The 16571-nt window shown below is 60.4% G+C and carries 14 protein-coding genes; 3 read left to right on the forward strand and 11 right to left on the reverse strand.

Translation table 11 applies throughout. From position 1 onward, the window contains the following. Nucleotides 1-80: 80 nt before the first annotated feature. The 11 genes from argC to uvrA form a co-directional block, all read right to left on the reverse strand. A complete protein-coding gene (gene argC / locus R3O64_RS07045) occupies nt 81-1124 on the reverse strand; it encodes an N-acetyl-gamma-glutamyl-phosphate reductase (RefSeq protein WP_070529924.1) in 1044 nt (347 codons plus the stop codon). Between the two features lie 196 nt (nt 1125-1320). Further along, nucleotides 1321-1773: a hypothetical protein gene (locus tag R3O64_RS07050; RefSeq protein ID WP_070529922.1), complete on the reverse strand. Its 453-nt coding sequence runs from the start codon at nt 1771-1773 to the stop codon at nt 1321-1323. A 173-nt stretch (nt 1774-1946) separates the two neighbouring features. Continuing rightward, nucleotides 1947-4463 carry a phenylalanine--tRNA ligase subunit beta gene (gene pheT, locus R3O64_RS07055; protein ID WP_154762336.1) on the reverse strand — a complete coding sequence of 839 codons (2517 nt, stop codon included), beginning with the start codon at nt 4461-4463 and terminating at the stop codon, nt 1947-1949. 29 nt (nt 4464-4492) lie between these two features. Continuing rightward, nucleotides 4493-5539: a phenylalanine--tRNA ligase subunit alpha gene (gene pheS, locus R3O64_RS07060; protein WP_070523173.1), complete on the reverse strand. Its 1047-nt coding sequence runs from the start codon at nt 5537-5539 to the stop codon at nt 4493-4495. 97 nt (nt 5540-5636) lie between these two features. Beyond that, entirely contained in the window at nt 5637-6437 is an 801-nt protein-coding gene (locus R3O64_RS07065) for a TrmH family RNA methyltransferase (protein WP_070624029.1), read from the reverse strand. 104 nt (nt 6438-6541) lie between these two features. Continuing rightward, complete coding sequence (locus tag R3O64_RS07070; RefSeq protein ID WP_101735716.1) at nt 6542-7018, reverse strand: TM2 domain-containing protein; 477 nt, start codon at nt 7016-7018, stop codon at nt 6542-6544. A 205-nt stretch (nt 7019-7223) separates the two neighbouring features. After that, on the reverse strand, nt 7224-7607 hold the full coding sequence (gene rplT, locus R3O64_RS07075) for a 50S ribosomal protein L20 (protein ID WP_005323264.1): 384 nt from the start codon (nt 7605-7607) through the stop codon (nt 7224-7226). 56 nt (nt 7608-7663) lie between these two features. Then, the gene (rpmI, locus tag R3O64_RS07080; protein ID WP_010190075.1) at nt 7664-7858 is read right to left on the reverse strand and encodes a 50S ribosomal protein L35; all 195 of its coding nucleotides are present in this window, start codon (nt 7856-7858) and stop codon (nt 7664-7666) included. 36 nt (nt 7859-7894) lie between these two features. Continuing rightward, entirely contained in the window at nt 7895-8464 is a 570-nt protein-coding gene (gene infC / locus R3O64_RS07085; RefSeq protein ID WP_083299163.1) for a translation initiation factor IF-3, read from the reverse strand. Between the two features lie 206 nt (nt 8465-8670). Then, on the reverse strand, nt 8671-9651 hold the full coding sequence (locus R3O64_RS07090; RefSeq protein ID WP_339016391.1) for an S-adenosylmethionine synthetase: 981 nt from the start codon (nt 9649-9651) through the stop codon (nt 8671-8673). Next, nucleotides 9651-12488 (reverse strand): excinuclease ABC subunit UvrA, encoded by a 2838-nt coding sequence (gene uvrA, locus R3O64_RS07095; protein WP_339016393.1) that lies wholly within the window; start codon nt 12486-12488, stop codon nt 9651-9653. The genes R3O64_RS07090 and uvrA overlap by 1 nt, the downstream gene beginning before the upstream one ends. 76 nt (nt 12489-12564) lie before the next feature. Between uvrA and R3O64_RS07100 the strand changes: the two genes are divergently transcribed. From R3O64_RS07100 to R3O64_RS07110, 3 genes are all read left to right on the forward strand, one after another. Further along, nucleotides 12565-13167 carry an MBL fold metallo-hydrolase gene (locus R3O64_RS07100; protein WP_143334874.1) on the forward strand — a complete coding sequence of 201 codons (603 nt, stop codon included), beginning with the start codon at nt 12565-12567 and terminating at the stop codon, nt 13165-13167. A 95-nt stretch (nt 13168-13262) separates the two neighbouring features. Next, the gene (locus R3O64_RS07105; RefSeq protein WP_070529908.1) at nt 13263-14186 is read left to right on the forward strand and encodes a DoxX family protein; all 924 of its coding nucleotides are present in this window, start codon (nt 13263-13265) and stop codon (nt 14184-14186) included. A 141-nt stretch (nt 14187-14327) separates the two neighbouring features. Further along, entirely contained in the window at nt 14328-16568 is a 2241-nt protein-coding gene (locus R3O64_RS07110) for a HelD family protein (RefSeq protein WP_425248903.1), read from the forward strand. Nucleotides 16569-16571: the final 3 nt, after the last annotated feature.

The raw sequence follows: 16571 nt of genomic DNA on the forward strand, positions 1-16571 counted from the left end.
GTCTTCTCCTTGTCTAAGCGGAACTACAGTTCCAGCGGGATTGCGTAGCGCGAGGAACGCGCGGGCGAGTATTGGGTTATCTAGGGGGCGACGGCTGCCTGCGGCAGGCCCAGAGTTTCCTCCCAGCCCAAGGTGAGGTTCATACACTGAACGGCTGCGCCGGCGGTGCCCTTGCATAGGTTGTCTAAAGCCGCAGTGATGACAAGACGGTTAGCGCGCTCATCCACGTGTGCCTGAATATGAACCATGTTGCTGCCCACCACGTTCTGGGTTTGCGGTTGCTGACCTTCCGGAAGCACAAGGCAAAATGGCTCGTCGGCGTAGAACTCACGGAAAGCCTGGGCAACGCTGCGCTTATCGACGCCCCCCTTCAGCGGCGCCGTAATCGTGGCCAAAATGCCGCGCGGCAGAGGGGCAAGCACCGGAGTAAAACTCACGGACACCGGCTCCTGGGTAAAGGGTTGCAGGTTCTGCAGGACTTCCGGGGTGTGGCGGTGGGTGCCACCCGGCTTGTAGGCCTTGAGGTTGCCCATTGTCTCCGCGCCCAACTGAGCCACGGAGGCCTTCTTACCGGCTCCGGATACGCCGGTAATCGCGATGACGGACAGGTCTGGCTCAATTAGCCCTTGCGCCACGGCAGGAAGGGCCCCCAGGGTAATCGTGGTGGGAAAACACCCTGGAACAGCCACGCGGTTGCTGCCCTTGAGCTTCTCGCGGTTGCCGGGAACTTCCGGGATCCCGTAGGGCCACGCGCCGGCATACTCACCGCCATAGAATGCATCCCAATCTTCTTTGTTGCGGAGGCGGAAATCGGCGGCACAATCGATGACGGTGACGGACTCCCCCAGCTGACGGCCAATCTCCGCCGAATGCCCGTGCGGCAAACCGAGGAATACGATGTCATGGCCGGCGAGGACTTCTGGGGTGGTGTCCTCGATAACACGGTCTGCCAACTGCGGCAGATGCGGCATGAGTTCGGAGACTCGCTGGCCAGCATTGGAGTGCCCCGTGAGCGCGCCAATGCGCAGATCACCTGAAAGGTACGCTGGGTGCGACAACAAGAGGCGTAGAATTTCGCTCCCTGCATAACCTGTGGCGCCGGCGATTGCTACTGAAATACTCATGCCGCCACCCTAGCAAATAATGCAGTACGCCGTATGTTATTCAAGAAAAACAGCCGCCGTATTTCTTCATTCCATAAACGGCAAAGCTCGGATTCTCGCGGTACAGTGCGAGAATCCGAGCTGTGGATGAGGAAATAGGGGTGACGCGGGGCCGGCTAACTCCGGGCCTTTTTATGAAACGAGGGCTGCATTTGGGCTACATGACGCGGGAGGAGACGTCCCCCAGTCCCTCCGAACCAGATACGGCCTTCTTTCCTGCGTAGCCTAGGTAGCCCTGTGGGCCGACGAAGTGGATGCCGCCCTGCGCATCAGCGATAGCGGTGACTTCATTGAACTGGTGAACTTGGCCTGGCTGGAGGCGCTTGAAGTTCGTGGTCGTAAGCCCTTGGTTGAAGCAATCAGCCTTAGAGCGGCCTGCATGGTAAATAAAACGCGGGGCCAGTTGGCCCGGCGGGTTGCACTGCGGGCTGGTAGCTCGTGCGCCTTCGGACAGACATGCTACGTAGGTTCCTTCGATATTCGCGCTTTCACAGTTGACGGTGCCGTCGGCATTGGAGAAGCCTTGTGATAGGTCGGCGGAGGCATGTGGGGCAATCGTGAGTGCACCGACAACGGCGGCAGTGGCGGTAAGGCGGGACAACAGACGCATGGTGTAGACAATCCTTTCGGGGTTGGAAACGCTGCCCCTCTGAGGCTATGAGCTAAACCACACACCTACCAGCGCTGGGGGATCTTTCCCCACGCCTTCGCACGCTTGCGCAAAGGGAAACCCGGCCCACCTGCGGGGTGAACCGGGTTGATGGATTAAGAGATGTCGATAGGCTAAGCCCGCATCTGTGCGCCGAGACGCTGCTGAGCCAGCTCCGCAGCGGCCAGACGATGCTGGTTCGCCTCGTCATCAGTCAGTGTGCGGTCATCAGCGCGGAAAAGAAGCTGGAAGGCAAGGGATTTCTTGTCCTCACCAAGCTGCTCGCCGCGGAAGACGTCGAAAAGCTCCACGGACTCCAGCAGCTCACCGGCGCCCTCCTCAACGACCTTACGAACCTCTTCAGCCGGGGTGGCATCATCGACGACCAACGCGATGTCTTGGTGCAGGGCCGGGAAGGAGGACAGAACAGGTGCCGGGAACTTCTCCTCCAACGGCAGTGCTGAAACATCGAGCTCCATTGCACACGTGCGTGCAGGAAGCTCCAAAGCTTCAAGAACCTGCGGGTGCAGCTCACCCGCATAGCCAACGACCTGCTCTTCATCATCGGCGAGGACAATTGCGGCACAGCGACCCGGGTGCCACGGAAGCTGTTCGGCTGCCTTAACTGCAACGTCAACACCAGCGGAACGAGCCACCTGGCGCGCAGACTCGATCGCATCTGCGTAGCTATACGCGCGGCCGGTCCCCCACGGACCTTCGTGCTCAATGTTGCCGGTAGCAACCGTAGCCACGTGCAGCGGCTGCAGAGGCAGGGACTCCAAAAGCTCAGCCACGACGGACTCCTCCGGGCGGGACTCCACCGAAGGCATCGGCGACGCATCAGCGCGCTTGAAAGCCACCTGCTGGAGACCGAAAAGGGCAAGGTCGCTTCGGCCACGGGCCACGTTGCGCGCGATGGCCTCAAGAAGGTTCGGGAGCAACGTCGTGGACAGAATGGCCTTGTCGGACTCGAGAGGATTCTGCACGGCCACCGTCTGACGTCGCGGATCCTCCTTGTCCAAGCCCCATGTATCGAAGGTGTCGTTCGGGATAAACGGCGCCGGCAAGACCTCGGCATAACCGGCATAGGCCAAAGCGTGGCCAATAGCGCGGCGGCGCTTCTGGGCCGGCGTCAGACCGCGACCGCCTGCCGGGGTCGGCAGCACAGTGGGAATGTCCTCTAGCCCTTCTAGGCGCAGGACTTCCTCAATGAGGTCGACGTCCATGGAGATATCCGTGCGCCACGTCGCCGGGGTAACTTGCAGCTCATCACCGTTGTCGGTGACGTCGCAGCCCACCTCGCGCAGGCGCTGGATAATGGTGTCGCGGGAGTACTCCACGCCGGCGTATTCGCTGGGCTTGACGGTGCGCAGGGTGATGGGCTCTCGCTTGGCGACGTCTCCCACGAGCGTCCTGCCAGCCTCGATGGTGCCGCCAGCAATCTGCTGCAGCAGCGCGCAGGCGACGTCGAGGGCGACCTCAACAATGTCCGGGTCGACGCCGCGCTCGAAGCGGCGGGACGCCTCAGAGGAGAGCTTGTGGCGGCGAGAGGTCCGGGCCACGGTGATCGGATCCCAGATGGCAGACTCGAAGTAGACATCCGTGGTCTCATCGGAAATCTCTGAGGTCGTACCGCCCATGACGCCGGCGAGGGACTGAATGCCGTTGTCATCGCAGATGACCACGTCACCAGCCGACAGCTCACGCTTGACGTGATCTAGGGTCTCGAACTTCTCCCCTTCTGCGGCATTGCGCACGACGAGGTTGCCGCTGACCACATTGGCATCGAAGGCGTGCATCGGGGCACCCAGCAACAGCATGACGTAGTTCGTGACGTCGGTGGCCACGTTGACGCTGCGCTGGCCGGACAACATGAGCTCGCGCTCCATCCAAAATGGAGTTCGGGCAGCGGGGTCAATACCGGTGACCTTGCGCAGACCGAAGCGCTGGGCTTTGGTTTCCTCGCGCAGGTCAACGTCGATAAGCGCGCCCTGTGCCTGAGGAACAGCCGAGATATCCACACCTGCCGCGCTCGGGTCCTGAGCCACGTCCGGGAAGGTGAGGTCAAACGCCGAAGCCACCTCGCGGGTCAAACCGCGCGCGGAGAGAGCGTAGCCGCGATCCGGGGTGATGTTGACGTCGAAGACGGTATCAGCCAGACCGATGATGGGGCGGGCGTCCTCGCCAACCTTGTCCGCCACCTCGTCCCCTAGAACGATAATGCCGTTGGCCTTGTCGCCGAAGCCGAGCTCAGCGGCGGAGCACATCATGCCGTTGGAGATGTGGTCATAGGTCTCGCGGGCAGCAATCTTGAAGCCGCCGGGCAGCTCAGCACCTGGGAGGGAGACCACGACATAGTCATTGAGACGGAAATTGCGGGCGCCACAGATGATGCCCTGCAGCTCGCCGGTGCCATTTGCGTGGCCAACGTTGACCTGGCAATAACGGATTGGCTTCTTGAACTGCGTGAGCTCTTCAATCTCGACGACCTGGCCAATAACCAGCGGGCCGGTCGTCTCTGGGAGGGCCTCAAATCCCTCAGTTTCAAAACCAACACGGACAAAGCCGGAGTCCAACTCTTCGGAAGGTACGCTCCAGCCGGAATTCGCGGTGCCCAGGATGCGGGTAACCCAGTCTTGGGAAATAAGCATTGTTTTCTCTCTATCCTTTCTCTGGGTTCCTATGCCTGCACGCCGAAGGGCAAGGTGAAGCGAACATCGCCTTCAACCATGTCACGCATATCGGTCAGACCATTGCGGAACTGCAAGGTGCGCTCAAGGCCCATGCCGAAGGCGAAACCTGTGTACTCCTCGGGGTCGATGCCCACGGCACGCAGAACGTTGGGGTTGACCATGCCGCAGCCGCCCCACTCGATCCAGCCGGCGCCGCCCTTCTTATTCGGGAACCACACATCGACCTCGGCCGAGGGCTCGGTGAACGGGAAGTAGTTCACGCGCATGCGGGTGGTGGTCTCAGGACCAAAAAGAACCTTGGCTAGGTGCTCTAGGGTGCCGCGAAGGTGGGCCATGGTCAGCCCCTTGTCCACTGCTAGGCCCTCCACCTGGTGGAAGACCGGAGTATGGGTGGCATCGAGTTCGTCGGTGCGGAAAACACGACCCGGGCAAGCAATGTACAGCGGTACATCACGCTCAAGCATCGTGCGTACCTGCACCGGCGAGGTATGCGTACGCAAGACCTGCTTGGAGCCTTCCTTGCCCACATGGAAAGTGTCCTGCAACGTACGCGCAGGGTGATCGGGCTTGAAGTTCAGCGCATCAAAGTTAAAGTACTCGGCCTCAACCTCCGGGCCATCGGCAATCTCCCAGCCCATGCCCACGAAGATGTCGGCGATGCGCTCCGACAACGCAGTAATAGGGTGCAAAGCACCAGTCTGCGCCCGCGTGGTGGGGACGGTGACATCGACTTTCTCCGCCTTCAGCTGAGCGGCGCGAGCCTCCTGCTCCAGCACTTCACGAATCTGCGCAAAGCGCTTTTCCACCTTGCCGCGGGCCATGTTTACCGCACGACCGGCGTCCTTGCGCTGATCCTTGGGCAACTGGCCCAGCGACTGGCGGGCCTGCGGAATATAGCCACCGTCACCAAGGTGTTCGCGGCGGGCGGAGGTGAGCTCGTCGAGGTCGGATGCAGCCTCGAAGGCGGCAATGGCCTTCTCCGCGGCGGCCCCCAGGGCCTCTTCGGTCAATTCGATCTGAGGTGTATCGGACACGTGCCTTGATTACCTTCTTCTCGCACAAAAACTAACGCGAGCTATCTTACCGTGCTTAACGACTACTGTGGCCACCAGCCCTAGTCACAGAGCAGGGCTAGCTGTTCTGTTGCTTGGCTGATTCATAAAGACAAATGCTGGCGGCCGTAGCCAGGTTGAGTGACTCTGCACGCCCAAGAATCGGAATGCGCACACGCATGTCAGCTTCGTCCAAGAGCTCGCCCAGTCCATGTGCTTCGTTACCGAATAACCAGGCGGTGGGTTGGCTCAGATCTGCCTCAGCTAGATCTACTTCACCATCAGCAGCCGTGGCTAGCACCTGCATCCCAGAAGAGCGCAGCTTGCCCAGGACGTCCTTGATGTTGGGGTCGCGAGCAACGGGTACATGGAACAGCGACCCCGCCGACGCGCGCGCGACCTTGCAGCCCAAAGGGTCGACCGTCTCACCGGCGAAGATGACGCCGTCCGCCCCCATGGCGTCCGAAGTCCTAATCAGGGTACCTGCGTTGCCAGGCTCAGACGTCAGCACTGGGACTGAGACCAGCTGTGGTTTGCCCGCCAGAATCTTGCCGGCGCTCCACAGGACGGGTCGGCACACGGCGAAGAGCCCGGTGCTCGTCGCGGTATCAGACAGGTGCTTGGCCGCCTTATCCGTGATGGGGTGAACATAGACGTCCATATACCCGCAGGCTTGCACGATGTGGGCGAAGCGCTCGGCGGCTCGTTCCGTCACGAAGACGTCAGTCGCCGCCCCCGTGGACACCGCCGCGTCCACAGCGTTTTCGCCCTCGATGATGAAGCGCTCCGCCTTACGACGGTTGGCCGCGCGGTGCAGCTTGGCCGCATTGACTACGCGCGGCGTGCGTTCGGTAAAAGCAGAGGAGAAATCCAGATCCATGTATGTGACGGTACCGACCGAGCTTCACATTGAAAAGTCCCGCTTGCCCACCACGTTCGGGCGGGCAAGCGGGATAAGAGTTCTCCGCGATTCTCTGCAGACGGTTACTTCTTCAGCGGTACGCCGTTTGCGTCCTTATCGTAATTGGAGAAACCACCGGCGATGAACACGAGCTCGACCCACTTCCAGATCACCAATCCAGCGACGAGGAAAATACCAATGATGATAAAGGAAGTAATAAGGCCGACGACGGCAAGAGCCAGCTGCCACATACCGCGCTTCGTGCGGCCGAGGTAGAAGTTATGAACTCCCAATTCACCCAAGAAGAAGCACAAGAGCAGTGCTACTACCCATGACTTTTGCTCTCCACCAGCCTGTGGCTGCTGGCCGTAGTGTGACTGGTAAGCGTCCTGCTGCGCTGGAACATTCTGAGCCGGCTGCGAACCACCATACGGGGCCGCGCTATAACCGTACTGGTCGCTCGAAGACCCGAAGGGGTTTGCCTGTTGCGGCTGTCCTCCATTAGAAGCGCCGTCAAAAGCGTCGCCATTGGGCTGATAAGCGTTGTTCGGGTTGGTCATTTCTCTTCTCTCCTTCACACCATGTATCGCTGGCCAGCCCCAAGGACTAAGGGTAGGCGGCTTTCATGACAGTACTGTGCAATGTAACACAATCCCTCGGGAGAAGCAGCGCTTAAGGGTTCTTGCGGGCATTACTCCCGCAACGACAAAACCCACCGTCCCTTCATCAGGGGCGGTGGGTTCATCTGGCGTCTACGCGCGGTGCTTAGGCAGCCTTCGGAGCGTTGACGTCCTCCGGAAGTGCAGCCTTAGCAGCCTCGCACAGTGCGGAGAAAGCCTCGAAGTCATTAACTGCAAGCTCGGCGAGGATCTTGCGGTCAACCTCGATCTCAGCCAGGCGCAGGCCGTGGATGAGGCGGTTGTAGGTGATGTCGTTCATACGAGCAGCAGCGTTGATGCGCTGGATCCACAGCTTGCGGAACTCGGACTTGCGGGCGCGACGATCGCGGTAAGCGTAAGTCATGGAGTGCAGCCACTGCTCCTTGGCCTTGCGGTAAAGGCGGGAGCGCTGGCCGCGGTAGCCCTTAGCGGACTTCAGGATTGCGCGACGCTTCTTCTTGGCGTTAACTGAGCGCTTTACTCGTGCCACAGTAATACTTCCTTATCTTGATTGTGAGTGTGTGGGGATGGGAGTTTCGGCGCTGACTATGCGCGGCCGAGAAGGCGCTTGACGCGCTTGGTGTCTGCCTTGGCGACGTCCTCGGTGCCCTTCAGACGACGGGTGCGCTTGGACGGCTTGCCCTCCAGGAGGTGGCGGCGGTTAGCCTGCTCGCGGCGCAGCTTGCCGGAGCCAGTCACCTTGATGCGCTTGGCGGTGCCCTTGTGAGTCTTCTGCTTCATGAGAATTAAATCCTTAAATCCTAAGTGGAGCGTGGTCTACTTCTTGCCTTTGCGGACGGGTCCAAGAACCATGGTCATGTTGCGACCATCCTGCTTGGGACGCGACTCCACAACGCCGACCTCTGCGACGTCGTCAGCCAAACGCTCCAACAGGCGGAAACCCAGCTCCGGACGCGACTGCTCGCGGCCACGGAACATGATGGTCACCTTTACCTTGGAACCCTTCTCCAGGAAGCGCACCACGTTGCCCTTTTTCGTCTCGTAATCGTGATCATCAATCTTCGGACGGAACTTCTGTTCCTTCACCACAGTTTGCTGCTGATTCTTACGGGACTCGCGGGCCTTCTGGGCCTGCTCGTACTTAAACTTGCCGTAATCCATGATCTTGGCTACGGGCGGCTTCGCGTTCGGTGCAACCTCGACCAAGTCAAGATCTGCTTCGTACGCGAGCTTGCGAGCATCGTCAGTACGGACGATGCCCACCTGTTCACCACCGGGGCCAACAAGACGGACCTCGGGTACTCGGATGCGCTCATTAATGCGAGCTTCAGCGCTGATTGTGGTTCTCCTCGATTGTGGGGCTAGTAGTGTGCCTACCGAGGCCACAAACGAATAAATCCCGGCGCCAGTGGCATCCGGGAGTTTCTTTTTCAAGCACGCACCACCATGTGGCGCCTACTCTTAACCTTTATCCTGCGCTGGAATGGTGATTCCTACGCGGCCTCAGGTGGGAGAAACTCCGCTTGCGGCCCAAGTACCTCCTGGAGGAGGCGCTACGGGCGGTAGTGCGCACTACTCTAACACCACATGCATCAATCACCAAATCGGCGTGCAGGTGAGTTAGTTGTTGGTTCGGCCGACGCACCTTGCCTCTTCGACGCTGCGCTTGCCGACGCCTCCCCAGCCCTCGGCGCTGCGCCAGGCGACGCACAACCAACCAAGGGCTTTAGCGCGCCCTCCCCCAGAGCCTCGGCGACAACACGGTCTAGGCCTGCAGCAAGCAAGTTAAGAGCGGGTATAGCCTCCTCGGCGTAGTCGCCGGGCATGGTGACCTCAATGGCCAATCCCACCGTGCCATCGGCATCCTTACCGACCCCCTCGGTTTCCCGGACCCCAATCTGGCGGTGGGTATACCCGTTGTCCTCCTCGGAAAGCCCCCAGCCGCCTTTGGCCCGGGTATGCGGGAGGCGGTCGAGTCCATTGTCTTGCCATTCCACGATGTCATCCATCGCGTCATAAACCTGCGCGGCTTCGGGGATACACGGCAAGTGTGCGCCAAACTTGGCCTGTTCTTCGAGCAACCACGTGGAATATCCAAATGGTTCCTCAAATTCGCCGGATGAGTCATATTCCTTCAAGAGAGCCTTGACTGCGCTTCCCGCGTCCCCCTCGGTCCAACGAACGTGGGACCACAGTGCGTAGGCGGCATCATTGTCCGATTCCTTAATGGCGAGGTCCACAAGCTCAGGGCTAGCCACGTCGCGCAAAGCCGCGATGGCGATCGGCACCTTTACGGTTGACCATGCAGGCTCTTCACCCCTTAGTCCAGCGTTGAATGTTCCCTGTTGATCCGCCACTGACACTCCGGCTTGAACGTCATACTCGCTTTCGACGTCTGCGACGACGGCGCGCAGCTCCGCATCGAGGTCGTAGCTGTCCTTAACCCCCTCACTAGATGTTTCGGGAGCTACCTGCACTGCGTCCCTATCCGGGGCAGAACAGCCCGCCGCAGTTGTAGCCGCGGCAAGACCGAGAGCCACCGCGGCCGCGTGCGTGAGCTTCTGCCCTACCATCAGACCATCTCCTTGAGGAACCCTCCCGTATAGGAGCCTTCCACCTGTGCCACATCTTCTGGTGTGCCCTGAGCCACGACGGTACCGCCGCCGGAGCCGCCCTCGGGGCCCATGTCAACGATCCAATCCGCAGCCTTAATGACGTCCAGATTGTGTTCAATGATGATAACGGAGTTGCCTTTATCCACCAGGCCCTGGATGACGAGCATGAGCTTGCGGATGTCCTCAAAGTGCAGGCCCGTCGTCGGCTCATCCAAGATGTAGACCGTGCGCCCATTCGTGCGCTTTTGTAGCTCAGATGCCAGCTTCACGCGCTGTGCTTCACCGCCGGAAAGTGTTGTAGCAGCTTGACCCAGGCGGACGTATCCAAGGCCCACCTCCACCAAGGTATTGAGGTAGCGGTGAATGGAGGTGATGGGCTCAAAGAACTCTGCGGCCTCTGAAATCGGCATGTTGAGAACCTCAGCAATGTTCTTACCCTTATAGAGAACCTCCAGGGTCTCGCGGTTATAGCGTGCGCCCTCGCATACTTCACAGGGCACGTAGACATCGGGCAGGAAGTTCATCTCAATCTTGATGGTGCCGTCACCTTGGCACGCTTCGCAGCGTCCGCCCTTGACATTGAAGGAGAACCGGCCCGGCTTGTAGCCGCGAACCTTGGCTTCCTGGGTTTCCGCGAAGAGGTTGCGGATTTTGTCGAAGACCCCTGTGTACGTCGCCGGATTCGAGCGCGGGGTGCGCCCGATGGGGCTCTGGTCCACCTGCACGAGTTTGTCAAGGTGCTCCACGCCCTCGACGCGTTTGGCTCGCCCCGGCACCTGGCGGGCGCGGTTGAGCTTATTGGCCAGGGTCTTGGCCAGAATTTGGTTGACCACGGTGGACTTTCCGGAACCGGACACGCCTGTAACGCAGACGAGGACGCCCAGGGGGATCTCCACGTCAATGCCCTTGAGGTTATTCTCGCGGGCGCCGACCACCTTGAGCATGCGCTCAGGTTCGATCGCGCGGCGCGTATCGGGGACAGCGAGCTTCTTCTTGCCCGAGAGGTATTGCCCAGTGAGCGATTCCTCCACGGCTTCGATACCGGCGGGTTCACCCTGATAGACCACCGTTCCGCCGTACTCGCCGGCGCGCGGTCCTACGTCGACAAGCCAGTCCGCCTCCCGAATGGTGTCTTCATCGTGCTCCACCACGATCAAGGTGTTTCCGATATCGCGCAGGCGCTTCAACGTGGCGATGAGGCGCTGGTTATCGCGCTGGTGTAGGCCGATGGAGGGCTCATCGAGCACGTAGAGAACTCCCGCCAGGCCGGAACCAATCTGGGTGGCGAGGCGGATGCGCTGCGCTTCACCACCGGACAGCGTGGAGGCGCCGCGGTCGAGGGTGAGGTAGTTCAGGCCGACGTCGAGAAGAAAGCGCAAGCGCGCCTGGATTTCCTTCAGTACAGCACCAGCGATGATCTCCTCGCGGTGGCCCAGAACAAGCGAGTCGAGGAATTCTGCTGCCTCCTCGATGGACAGTGCCGTCAGGCCCGCGATGGACTGCTCACCGTGAGCGGTCGAGGCTAAGCGCACCGCCAGGATTTCGGGCTTGAGGCGCGTGCCGTCGCAGGCATTACAAGGAACGCGACGGGTGTACTGAAGCAGGCGGTCCTTCTGCGATTCGGAATCAGCCTGATCAAGCTTGCGCTCCAGGAATCCGATGGCACCTTCAAAAGGTGCGGACCAATTGCGTTGGCGGCCATAGCGGTTCTTGTAGCGCACGCTGACTTCCACGTCAGTGCCATAAATCAAGGCGTGGCGCTGCTCCTCGGTCAACTCAGAAACCGGTGTGCGGGGATCGAAGTCGAGGGTCTTGGCTAGGCCTTCGACAAGCTTGACGAAGTACCTCGCATTGGGACTCGACGTCCACGGTTGGATGGCCTCCACAGCCGGAGCATCCGGGTCTGGGATCAGCAGATCAACGTCGACCTCAAGGCGGGTGCCCAAACCGTCACACACCGGGCAGGAACCGAAAGGTGCGTTGAAGGAGAAGGCGCGCGGCTCATATTCCTCAATGGTCAGCGTGTGGCCGTTGGGGCAGGCGGCCTTCTCCGAGTAGGTGTGAGTGAGCTCTTCCCGGTCGACGAAATCCAGGGTTACCAGGCCATCAGCCAAGCGCAGAGCAGTCTCCACGGAATCCGTCAGCCTCTGCTTTTGGGAAGCCTTGACCTGCAAGCGATCCACGACGACGTCGATGTCATGCTTAATCTGCTTCTTCAGCTTGGGCGGATCACTGAGTTGGTAGAGCTCACCATCCACCCGGACGCGGGAATATCCCTGCGCCGCGAGGTCCGCGAAGAGGTCAACGAACTCGCCTTTACGGCGGCGCACAACCGGTGCGAGGACCTGAAACTTAAGCTTCTCCTCGTGGCTTAAAACCTCATCCACGATTTGCTGTGGGGTTTGACGCTCAATGACGGCATCGCACTGAGGGCAGTGCGCCGTGCCCGCGCGGGAGAAGAGCAGACGCAGGTAATCATAGATCTCGGTGATGGTTCCCACTGTTGAGCGCGGGTTGTGGTTGGTGGACTTTTGGTCAATGGACACCGCCGGAGAAAGCCCATCAATGAACTCAACGTCCGGCTTATCCATCTGGCCAAGGAACATGCGCGCATAGGAGCTCAAGGACTCAACGTAGCGCCGCTGGCCCTCGGCAAAGATGGTGTCGAAAGCAAGCGAGGACTTGCCCGAGCCAGATAGGCCGGTAAACACCACCAATTTGTCGCGCGGAATATCGATATCCACGCCCTTGAGGTTGTGCTCACGCGCACCTCGTACGACCAAACGATCAGCCACTAGTTGCTGCCTTCCTACACAAATGTATGTGTGTTCAGAGAGTTCTCAATCAGAATGTACCCGTATGGTTGGACTTATGAACAACGCGCTTGAGCTTCATAAAATTTCCGTGTCTGACATGGACAACAATTGCTACCTACTGTGTGCGGGCGAAGAAGCGCTGCTTGTCGACGCCTCCGCTGACGCCCCCGCGCTTCTTTCTCTCGCCGCCGATCACGGAGTAAAGATCACCTCCGTGCTTACCACCCACCGCCACTGGGACCACGTGCGTGCACTGAAAGAAGTCTTGGACGCAACCGGCGCCGTGCACTATGCCTCTTTCCTCGACTCCCCTGCCCTGCCCGCGCCCGTCGACGTGGAGCTCGAGCAGGGCGATACCCTGCCTTTTGCCGGCGTCGATCTACCCGTCATCATTTTGCGCGGACACACTCCAGGCGGTGCAGCGGTTGCAGCGGAGATTGACGGTGTCACCAACCTCTTCGTCGGCGATTCCCTCTTCCCCGGCGGCGTGGGGAAAACCACCTCGGAAGGTGACTTCGTGCGCCTGTACAAGGATGTCACGCAGCGGCTCTTTGATGTTTACCCCGACGAAGCGATCGTCCGCCCTGGACACGGAGCGCCCACAACGCTTGGCACAGAGCGCCCGCATCTGGACGAGTGGTGGGAGCGCCGTTGGTAACGACGTGTTAACTGCTGCCCTCACAGCAGCAGTTGTTTAACCCGCGTACTATGGTGTGACGAACGTCTTTACAGATCTATCGAATGGAGCACGTCATGATTCGTAAGTTTGCCCGTCCTATGCTGGCCTCCGTGTTCATCTGGGATGGTGTGGATACGCTCCGCAACACCTCGGAGCACGTCGCGGACACCGAGTCCGTGCTCAAGCGCCTGCGCAAGGTGCTGCCGCGCGAGTACGCAGGCTACATCCCTAACGACCCCGAGCTGGTTACCCGCGCGCTCGGCGGCGCAAAGACCGCCGCGGGCACCAGCTTGGCGCTGGGCAAGGCACCGCGCACCTCCGCTGCTGTGCTGGCGCTGACTCACGTCCCCAACTTGGTTGGAAATGCTTTCTGGACCGCAGATTCCAAGGAAGAAAAGGAAGCACAGCGCAACGGCTTCATTACCAACACCGCTCTGCTCGGCGCCCTGGCCATCGTCACCCAGGACACCGAAGGTAAGCCATCTGTGCGTTGGCGCGCTGCCAAGGCTTCCGAGCGCGCGAACAAGAAGATCCAGCAGGCGCTGCCGGGCAAGTCCGAGCAGCAGAAGTTTGCGGAGGACTTCTCCACCCGCGCCAATGAGATTTCTTCTGATGTCACGGCCAAGGCCAATGACTGGCTCGAGACCGCCAAGGACTACGTCGAGGACAACCGCGATGACTGGGAGTCCACCGGACGCGATTTCCTCGAGTCCGCACGCACCTTCGTGGAAGACACCGCCGAGACCGCGCGCGAGTTCATTGAGGACAACAAGGATGACTGGCTCGACGCAGCCCGTGATAACTCCGCTACCGCTCGCAAGGGCCTCGTCAAGGCGGCCGGCAAGGCGCAGGACCGCGCTGACGCGGCCCTGGCCAAGGCCGATTCGCTTGATAGCAAGCGCGCCCAGAAGAAGGCTCGCAAGCGCGCGGAAAAGCTGCAGAAGGAAGCATCCAAGAAGCTCGATAAGGCATTCAAGAAGTTCGGTGACCGCCTCTAAGCACGTCGCCTAAAGTTGCGGATAGCCCCGCAACGCACCGTGATACATGGAAGCGGTGGAGACAACAACGGCTCAGCTAGTATGCTGGGCCGTTGTTCTTTTCTACCCAGGAGAAGCCTTCAAACGCGCCCAAGGAGCCTTGTGTCTGAATCTTCATCCGTGCCTCGCACCGCAAACCCTGGTGCTCAAGCAAACGATCCGCACACCGAGATTGCCAGTGAACAAGCCTATGTCGATGGCCTTTTTGCGCGTCTCGATAATGAGGTCCACGCCGCAAATGAGCGCCTCAATGAGGTACAGGCTGCCGTCGATCCGCATACCCCGGATGCCGATGCTCTGGTGCGCCGCGAAACCGAGTACCACGGGTTGCAGGCCAAGCTGGACCGTCTAAACATCGCCCAACTCGGCCTAGTTTTTGGGCGCATCGACATTGATGCACCCGGTGATAACCCCACCCCGGAGGGACTAGACCGCCGCTATATCGGCCGCATGGGGCTCGATGCCCGCGAGGAGGATTACCGCACGCTCCTTCTGGATTGGCGCGCCCCGATGGCTCGGCCTTTCTACCTTGCCACCACCGCGCACCCCGAGGGAGTCCACGTCCGCCGGCACATCAGGACTACTGGGCGCACGGTAACCGGAATCAGCGACGAAGTCCTCGAAGGCGAGTCACACACCGACAGCAGCGACGTTGCCAGTGAGTCCGCCCTCCACCACGTCATGCAACAGGCCCGCACTGGGCACATGCCTTCCATTGTGGAAACCATTCAAAGGGAGCAGGACGAAATCATCCGAGACAGCACGCGCGGCGTCATGGTAGTCGAAGGCGGGCCAGGAACCGGCAAGACGGCGGTGGCACTGCACCGTGTGGCCTATTTGCTCTACACCTACCGCGAACAACTGGCCGCCACGGGTGTGCTCATCGTGGGTCCCAACTCCACCTTCCTGGAGTACATCTCCCGGGTGCTTCCGGAGCTCGGCGAAACCGGCGTTGTGCTTTCCACCATCTCATCCCTCTTCCCCGGCATTGAGGCTACTCACCCTGAGTCGCTGCTTGCGCGCGAAATCAAGGGTTCGGAGGCCATGGTGGAGATCCTCGGCAACGCGGTGAAGGATTATCAGCGCCTGCCGGAACAATCGCGCACGCTCGAGATCGATCGGCTCGAGCTCACCGTGGACCCACAGATGGTCAAGGCAGCACGGACGCGTGCACGGCGCTCGCGCAAACCACACAACGATGCCCAGGCAGCGTTTGCGGAACACCTCACCGAGTCACTGGCCCAGCAGATGGCTGAACGCATTGGCGCTGACCCTCTCGGCGGCAACAACCTGCTCTCCCGCGCGGATGTGGATCAGCTCCACGACGACCTCGCGGAAGAACCCCAGGTGCTGGAGCTCATCGACGAGTTCTGGCCCCACCTGACACCCACCGATGTCCTCGCCGATCTCCTCAGCAGCACTGAACGCATCGATTCGGCGGCCGGCGAATATGATGATGAAACCCGCAGTGCGCTCTACCGTGAGGACGGCCGAGCTTGGGCGTCTTCCGACGCCGCGCTTCTCGACGAACTTGCAGTTCTCATCGGCATGCCCGACCCCGAAGCAGAACGTGTCGCCGAAAAAAAAGAATGGCGTGAGCAGGTCGCAGAGGCAGAAGACGCACTCGATATCCTGAGCTCTTCCGATTCCACCGACAATGATGACGACATGTTCGAAGCGGAGATTCTCTCTGCCCACGACGTCATCGATGCCGAGCACCTCGCTCGACGCCACGAGGTTCGGGACTCCCGCACCACCGCCCAGCGCGCGCGTGAGGACTACACATGGGCCTACGGGCACGTCATCGTCGACGAGGCCCAAGAACTCTCCCCGATGGAATGGCGCATGATTTTTCGCCGTAGCCCCTCGCGGTGGATGACTCTCGTGGGCGACACGTCCCAGACCGGTGCCCCTGCCGGCGTCGATGATTGGGCGGACACGCTCGAGCCGTTCGTCGGCCAGCGCTTTCGGCTTCACGGGTTAAGTGTCAACTACCGCACCCCGCGCCCAATTACCGAATTGGCCAATCAACTCTTGGAATCCATCAACCCCGAAGCGACGCCAGGTATCGCTGTCCGCGACGGCGTGGACGTCATCTGGCGCGAGGATTCGGACGACCTTGAGCCAGCTACCTTCCAGGATGATGAAGGGCGCCTGCGCGCTGTGATCACTGCGGCCAACGTTGAGCACACCAAGGGGCTGGAGTTTGACCACGTCACCGTAGTCAACCCGGATGACATCGTGGCAGCATCACCGCAAGGTTTGCACAACCTCTACGTGGCCCTCACGCGCGCGACGCAGTCCTTGACCATCGCCGGCCGTTACGCGGAGGTTTTCGGTTAGTCT

Origin of the sequence: Corynebacterium hesseae (genome assembly GCF_037850265.1) — a bacterium.
In the GTDB taxonomy this organism is placed as follows: Bacteria; Actinomycetota; Actinomycetes; order Mycobacteriales; family Mycobacteriaceae; genus Corynebacterium; species Corynebacterium hesseae.

Excerpts from the sequence above, each read along its gene's own strand:
- pheT (WP_154762336.1), bottom strand. The coding sequence starts at position 4,463 with ATGCTTATTTCCCAAGACTGGGTTACCCGCATCCTGGGCACCGCGAAT.
- R3O64_RS07105 (WP_070529908.1), top strand. The coding sequence starts at position 13,263 with ATGATTCGTAAGTTTGCCCGTCCTATGCTGGCCTCCGTGTTCATCTGG.
- argC (WP_070529924.1), bottom strand. The coding sequence starts at position 1,124 with ATGAGTATTTCAGTAGCAATCGCCGGCGCCACAGGTTATGCAGGGAGC.
- R3O64_RS07070 (WP_101735716.1), bottom strand. The coding sequence starts at position 7,018 with ATGACCAACCCGAACAACGCTTATCAGCCCAATGGCGACGCTTTTGAC.
- R3O64_RS07050 (WP_070529922.1), bottom strand. The coding sequence starts at position 1,773 with ATGCGTCTGTTGTCCCGCCTTACCGCCACTGCCGCCGTTGTCGGTGCA.
- rpmI (WP_010190075.1), bottom strand. The coding sequence starts at position 7,858 with ATGAAGCAGAAGACTCACAAGGGCACCGCCAAGCGCATCAAGGTGACT.
- R3O64_RS07090 (WP_339016391.1), bottom strand. The coding sequence starts at position 9,651 with ATGGTAGGGCAGAAGCTCACGCACGCGGCCGCGGTGGCTCTCGGTCTT.
- R3O64_RS07100 (WP_143334874.1), top strand. The coding sequence starts at position 12,565 with ATGAACAACGCGCTTGAGCTTCATAAAATTTCCGTGTCTGACATGGAC.
- R3O64_RS07065 (WP_070624029.1), bottom strand. The coding sequence starts at position 6,437 with ATGGATCTGGATTTCTCCTCTGCTTTTACCGAACGCACGCCGCGCGTA.